This is a genomic window from Micropruina sp., assembly GCF_047607385.1.
In the GTDB taxonomy this organism is placed as follows: domain Bacteria; phylum Actinomycetota; class Actinomycetes; order Propionibacteriales; family Propionibacteriaceae; genus Micropruina.
Map to the genome: position 1 here is coordinate 1 of NZ_JASGDE010000184.1, position 6,683 is coordinate 6,683.

Below are 6,683 nucleotides of genomic sequence, written 5' to 3' on the forward strand. Positions count from 1 at the left end.
CCTCCGGCCGCCGCCCGGCTGATCGCGCCCGCGGACGGCGCCACCGCCGGCTCCGCGGCGGTGGCGCTGACCGTCCGGTCCAGCGATCCCGACGGCGGCGATCTGCGGGTCCGGTTCGAGGGCCGCAAGAGCTCAGGCTCGGGTGGCGGCGCCCCGTTCACTGTCGTCGCGATTCCCGACCTGCAGAACTACACCTACAACAACCGGCAGGACACCATGGTCCGGCAGTCGCAGTGGGTGGTCGAGAACAGGGCACGGCTGGGCACCGCGATGGTGGTGAACCTCGGCGATCTGGTCAACACGCGGTCGAACCTCACCCAGTGGGGGCACACCTCCGCCGCCCTGAAGGTGCTGGACGACGCCGGCGTCCCGAACACCGTGGTGGCCGGCAACCACGACTTCGGCATGGCGACCGGGAATTTCACCGAATACGACCGGTTCTTCCCGCCGTCGCGCTACCTGAACAGCAGGTGGACGCCGAGCACGGCCCGCTACGGCGGCTACCTGGGCCAGAACCTGTTCGGCGCCGACCCGGTCGACACCCGCAATATGAACAACTTCGCACTGTTCTCGGCCGGCGGCCGCGACTGGCTGGTGCTCAACCTGGAATGGGAGGCGCCGCAGTACGCGCGGGACTGGGCCGCCAAGGTGCTGGCCGCCCACCCCAACCGCACCGCGATCCTGGTCACCCACGCCTTCGTCGAGATGAACGGCAGGCGCCTGGCCGTCCCGCAGCGACCCGGCGGAACATCCGCCGAGCGGCTGTGGACCGACTTCGTCTCCCAGCAGTGCCAGATCAAGCTGGTGCTCAACGGTCACTTCCACAACGGCGCCGACGGCGAGGCCAATCGGTCCGACCTGAACCGCTGCGGCGAGCCGGTGCAGCAGATCCTCACCGACTACCAGAGCCGCCCCGCCGGCGGCGACGGCTGGCTGCGCTACTACACCTTCGATCCGTCGGCCAACACCATGACGGCCCGGACCTACTCCCCCACGCTGGGGCGTTTCGAGACCGACGCCGACTCGCAGTTCACCGTGCCGTTCCCGCTCACCGACCGGCGGCCGGCAGCGTTCCGGACCATCGGGACCACCACCGTCGGCTCCGGCCGGGACGCCACCCAGACCTGGTCGGGCCTGGAGCCCGACACCTGGTACGAATGGCGAGCGGTCACCAGCGACGGCACCAGCAGCAGCACCTCACCGACCTGGCGGGTGCGCACCCCGTCCGCGCCGCCCAAAGACCCCGGCATCGCTGCCGACCGGTTCGCCCGCTCGGTCAGCAACGGCTGGGGCAGGGCCGACCGGGGCGGCGCCTGGACCCTGCTGGGATCCGGCGAGTACGACGTGTCCGGCGGCGCCGGAAGCCAGTCGCTCAACACCCGGGGCAGCACGGCCGAGTCGCTGCTCGCGGTGAACGCCCGGGACGTCGACCTGCGGGCCACGCTGAGCTGGAACCGGACGGCGGGCCGGGCCGCCATCTACGGCTCCCTGGTGCTGCGCCGCCAGGCCGACGGCAGCGACTACCGGCTGAAGGTGGTCGGACGACCCTCCGGAGCCTTCCAGCTGGTCCTGGCCCGCAAGACCGGCGGAACCGAGACCGTGCTGCAGTCGACCATGCTGTCCGGCATCGGCCAGACCGCGAACACCCGTTACCGGGTGGCCTTCCGGGCGGTCAGCAACGGCGACCGCACCACCGTGTCGGCGAAGCTCTGGCAGGCCGGAAGCAGAGAGCCCGACGGCTGGGCGGCCAGCGCCACCGACACCGCCGCGGGGCTCCGGGCCGGGGGCGCGATCGGGTTCAATTCCTACCTGTCGAACAGCGCCGCCGCACCGATCCGGATGAGCGTGGCCGACCTGCTCGCCGTCCGCCCCGGCTGATCCGGGCCGGACGAGACCGACCGGAACCGGGTCACCGGCTTCGCTACCGTTGCGGCATGGACGTGGACGGCGCGCTGGCACGGGTAGGGGTACGGGTTCCGGACGTCCTGATCCCGCGGCCCGGCAGCGATCTGCACGCCTGGGCGGTGGTCGCCTGCGATCAATTCACCAGCCAGCCCGAGTACTGGGGACAGGCCGCCGCCATCGTCGACGGCAAGCCGTCCACCCTCAACCTGATCTTCCCCGAGGTCTTCCTGGAGCAGCCGGACGCCGCGGCGCGGATCCGCGCGATCAACACCACGATGACCGACTACCTGGCCTCCGACGTGCTCCGCACCCATCCCCGCACCATGGTGCTGGTGCGCCGGGAGACCGCCCACGGGGTGGTCCGCTGGGGGCTGATGGTGGCACTCGACCTGGAGCACTACTCCTGGGAACCGGACGCCCGGACGCCGATCCGGGCCACCGAGGGCACCATCCTGGATCGACTGCCGCCGCGGGTGGCGATCCGCCGGGACGCCCCGTTGGAACTGCCGCACATCATGGTGCTGATCAGCGACCACCACCGCAGCGTGATCGAGCCGCTGGCCGCCGCCGGCGAGCGGCTGACCCCGCTCTACGACACCGAGCTGATGCTCGGCGGCGGCCGGGTCAGCGGCTGGGCGGTCGATGCCCCCGATGACCATGCCACCGTGGCGGCCGCCCTCGGAGACCTGCTGGACGCCCTCGACCCGGCCGATCCGTTGCTGTTCGCGATGGGCGACGGCAACCACAGCTTCGCCACCGCGAAGAGCATCTGGAACGAGATCCGCCCGACGCTGCCGGCCGACCAGCGCGACGATCACCCGGCCCGGTTCTGCCTGGTCGAGTTGGAGAACATCTACGACCCGGGCCTGGAGTTCGAACCGATCCACCGGGTGCTGTTCCACTGCGAGCGGGCCGATTTCGAGGCCGCCCTGGCCCGGCAGTGCGCCGGCTACCAGCGGGTGGCCGTCGCCACCCCGGCCGAGGCGCTGGCGCTGATCGACGATCCGCAGGTCCAGGCGTTCGGCTATCTGGACGCCGCCGGCAGCGCCGTCTACCGGCTCCGCGAGCCGCGCGGCAGCCTGGCCGCGGCCACCCTGCAGCGCACCATCGACGAGTTGCTGGCCGACGGGCTCGCCGAGGTCGACTACATCCACGGCGCCGACGTCACCGCCGAACTGGGCCGGACGCCGGGCAATCTCGGCCTGCTGCTGCCCGGGCTCAGCAAGGACAGCTTCTTCGCCTCGATCGTCGCCGACGGCGCGTTGCCGCGCAAGACGTTCTCTCTCGGTGAGGCGAGTGACAAGCGGTATTACCTCGAATCGCGGCACATCGCCCGCAAAGACTAGCGCCACTAAGAACTCGCGAACCGCGGGGCGGCGGAGAGCCAGCAGCGCCCGGGAGCATTCGGTCACTCCGTTCTCAATTTTAACTAGGTGCACTAGAGAATCCCAGATAGCGGCCTTCTCAATCGCCATTTTTGACATTTGCTCGACACTGGTCGCACACTAGTGCCGCATTTCCACCCCCCTGATGCACACCCCCGCAGCACCCCCCCAATGCAGGAGTTAGCCATGACCTCACTGCGTCGTATTCTCGCGTCCGCTTCCAGCCTGGCGCTGGTCGGGACCATCACTACCGCCGGTTCTCCCGCGGCCCAGGCGATCACCATGGTCGACTGCGCGGCACTGTCCGAACCGGTCTACTCAAGCGTCAATCCCAGCACCGGAGCCACCCTGTTGACCCGCTGGGAGTCGGAGGCCGTGAACGCCGCCAAGTACGGGTTCACCGACTTCCGCGGCGAGGTGTTCAAGGCCTCGCAGTACGCAACGCCGTCCATGGTCGCCGTCCATCGCCTGGCCAAGGGCGGGGACTTCGCCCACGAGGCGGACCCCGATCGAATCGCGGACCTGGTCAGAGCCGGTTACGAGGACCAGGGCGTGCGGTTCTACGCCTCGAAGCAGAGCGACTGGTGCACCCGCCCGGTCCAGGTCGCTCAACACGGCTCCGTCCACCGCTACTCGGTCGATCTCTCCGGCGAGCAGTCCTCCGCGCTGGACTGGAAGGCCGGCCCGGTGGTCTATCACGTCGCGGCCGCGCCGACTCGCTACGGCAAGCCCACCGAGGCCGCGCTGCGAACCTCGGATTCCTCGACGAAGGACAAGAAGTTCTCCTTCGCCGTCATTCCCGACACCCAGCCCGAGGTGTGGCGCAGCGGCGATCCCCGGTTTACCAATCGCTCGCAATGGCTAGTGGCGAACAAATCGAAGTACGACATCCGCTGGGCCATTCAGACCGGCGATCTGGTCGACTGGGACGACGCCACGCACTCCCACTATGAGAACGCCAAGGCCGGGCTGGCACCGCTCCAGGGCAAGCTCCCGTATTTCCTCAACATCGGCAACCACGACGCCGCGGCCACCTGCTACGGCGGCTCGGCCTGCGACGGCCGGTTCGTCCGGCCGATGGTCCGGATCACCCGCACCTTCAACCAGTACTTCTCGGTGCAGGACTACAGTGCCCCGACCGGCAGCTTCGAGCCCGGAAAGGTGGACAACACCTACGCCCGGTTCAAGGCCGGCAACAAGTACTGGTTGATCCTCAACCTGGAACTGTGGCCGCGCCGCGAGGTCGTCGAGTGGGCTCGGTCGCTGGTCGCCAAGCACGCCAACCACAACGTGATCATCGCCACCCACTCCTTCCTCTCCTCGTCGGGCTCGATCAGCTCGTCGGCGGAGTACGGCAGCACCTCGCCGCGCTACCTGTGGGACACGATCATCAAGAAGTACAGCAACGTCAAGGTGGTGCTCTCCGGCCACACCGGCAGCGCACGCACCGAGGTACTGACCGGCGCCAAGGGCAACAAGGTCTATGCCTTCCTGACCACCTATCACTCCAAGACCACCAATCCGGTCCGGATGATCGAGGTCGACGCGAGCAAGAAGACGATCCGCACCTGGGTGGAGGCGCCGTACACCAAGGACCGTCTGATGAGCACTAAGACTTACAGCAAGGTGAAGCTCACCTGAGACCCACCCTCCCCCACTAGCCACTACACAGCAGACCCACAGCCAACCTGAACGTACGCTGAGATTTCACATCTTGGCTTAGGTTATGTAGGCTGCCCCGCAGTTCCCGCCTGCACTCATACACACCTGCACACATCACGATCTAGGGGTCCCCCACATGAAGCACTGGAAGCGCACGCTGACCGTCGCTGCCGCAGCACCACTCGCCCTGGCCGGACTCGGCGTCACCCCGGCCGACGCCGTCTCCAGCAACTGCTCCGAGTTCACCGTCCCGGTGACCCGGCTGATCAGCGCGAGTTCCGGCACCTCCCTGCTCAGCCAGTTCAGCTCCGAACTCGCCGACGCCACCAAGTACGGCTTCACCACCAACGAGGGCGTCGCCGCGAAGGTGGCGGCCAGCGGCGGCACCGGCCTGGTCGGCGTCTGGCGCGCCTACAACGCCAAGACCAACGACTTCACCTGGGCCGCCGAGGGCAGCGATCTGGACCAGATCAAAGCCAAGGGCTACACCGCACAGTTCCGCCAGTTCTACGCCGCGTCCGCCAGCAGCAGCTGCCTGACCACGTCCTACCGAATGGCCTCCGGAACCGCCACCCAGATGGTCTTCAGCAGCACCGACCGGGACAAGCTGATGGCCAAGGGCTGGAAGGTCGCCAACTCGGGCATCTTCTTCGTCGCCCCGGCCAGCGGCGCCCCTGCCCCGTCCACCCCCAAGCCGACGCCGACACCCACCCCGACGCCGACGCCCACCCCGACGACCCCGGCCCAGCCGATCGCGCCCGGGACGGGCAACGGGGCGGCCGCCGGCTCCGGCGCCGCCGGCGAGGACTTCACCGTCGCGGTGATCCCCGACACCCAGCAGGAGACCTGGACGGACTCCGACACCCGGTTCAAGAACCGGTCCACCTGGCTGGTCAACAACGCGTCCCGGCTGAACCTGAAGTTCGTCACCCACATCGGCGACGTGGTGGACTGGGGCAACGTGACTCCGGCCCAGTACACCCGGGCCAAGAACGGCCTCTCCCCGCTGAACGACAAGATCCCCTACTCGCTCAGCATCGGCAACCACGACACCGGCGCGGTGTGTGCGGGCGGCTCGGCCTGCCCGGGCAAGAGCGCGAATGTCGCGGTGCGCGACACCTCGGCGTTCAACAACGCGTTCCCGAAGTCGTACTTCAAGAACATGCGCGGGCAGTTCGAGGCCGGCAAGGTCGATAACACCTACAGCACCTTCACCGCCGGCGGGCAGAAATGGATGGTGCTGAACCTCGAGCTGTGGGCCCGGCCGGCCGCCATCGAGTGGGCGAAGAAGGTCGTCGCGGCCAACCCCGACCACAATGTGATCGTCGCCACCCACGCCTACCTCGAGGCCGGCGGCTCGATCAGCCTCAGCAACGGCGGCTACGGCGCCACCTCGGGCAAGTACCTGTGGGACAACCTGATCAAGGTCTACCCGAACATCAAGGTGGTGCTGTCCGGGCACATCGGCTCGCAGGCCACCCGCACCGACACCGGCAACAACGGCAACAAGATCGTCAGCTACCTGCAGTGCTACCACAGCCGGACCACCAACCCGGTCCGCCTGCTGACCTTCAACGTGGCCAAGGGCAGCGTCACCGACTCGGTCTACGCCCCGCACACCAACGAGACCATTTCCTGGTCCAACACGCGGACGGGCTTCGACTTCACCCGTTGATCCCGCCCCCGCCGACTTGCGGTGCCGGTCGCGTCGAGTAACCTCGGACGCGGCCG

Annotated in this window: 4 protein-coding genes; all 4 read left to right on the plus strand. The window is 68.4% G+C overall.

Going from position 1 to position 6,683, the window contains the following annotated elements:
• A partial coding sequence (locus QM582_RS16105) for a metallophosphoesterase (protein ID WP_415086082.1) occupies window positions 1–1,878 on the plus strand: 1,878 nt, incomplete at its 5' end.
• Between the two features lie 56 nt (window positions 1,879–1,934).
• Window positions 1,935–3,251 (plus strand): DUF1015 domain-containing protein, encoded by a 1,317-nt coding sequence (locus QM582_RS16110; RefSeq protein WP_415086084.1) that lies wholly within the window; start codon window positions 1,935–1,937, stop codon window positions 3,249–3,251.
• 225 nt (window positions 3,252–3,476) lie between these two features.
• Window positions 3,477–4,931 carry a metallophosphoesterase gene (locus tag QM582_RS16115; RefSeq protein WP_415086086.1) on the plus strand — a complete coding sequence of 485 codons (1,455 nt, stop codon included), beginning with the start codon at window positions 3,477–3,479 and terminating at the stop codon, window positions 4,929–4,931.
• Between the two features lie 157 nt (window positions 4,932–5,088).
• Window positions 5,089–6,627: a metallophosphoesterase gene (locus QM582_RS16120; protein ID WP_415086088.1), complete on the plus strand. Its 1,539-nt coding sequence runs from the start codon at window positions 5,089–5,091 to the stop codon at window positions 6,625–6,627.
• The last annotated feature ends 56 nt before the right edge of the window (window positions 6,628–6,683 follow it).

Excerpts from the sequence above, each read along its gene's own strand:
- QM582_RS16110 (WP_415086084.1), top strand. The coding sequence starts at position 1,935 with ATGGACGTGGACGGCGCGCTGGCACGGGTAGGGGTACGGGTTCCGGAC.
- QM582_RS16115 (WP_415086086.1), top strand. The coding sequence starts at position 3,477 with ATGACCTCACTGCGTCGTATTCTCGCGTCCGCTTCCAGCCTGGCGCTG.
- QM582_RS16120 (WP_415086088.1), top strand. The coding sequence starts at position 5,089 with ATGAAGCACTGGAAGCGCACGCTGACCGTCGCTGCCGCAGCACCACTC.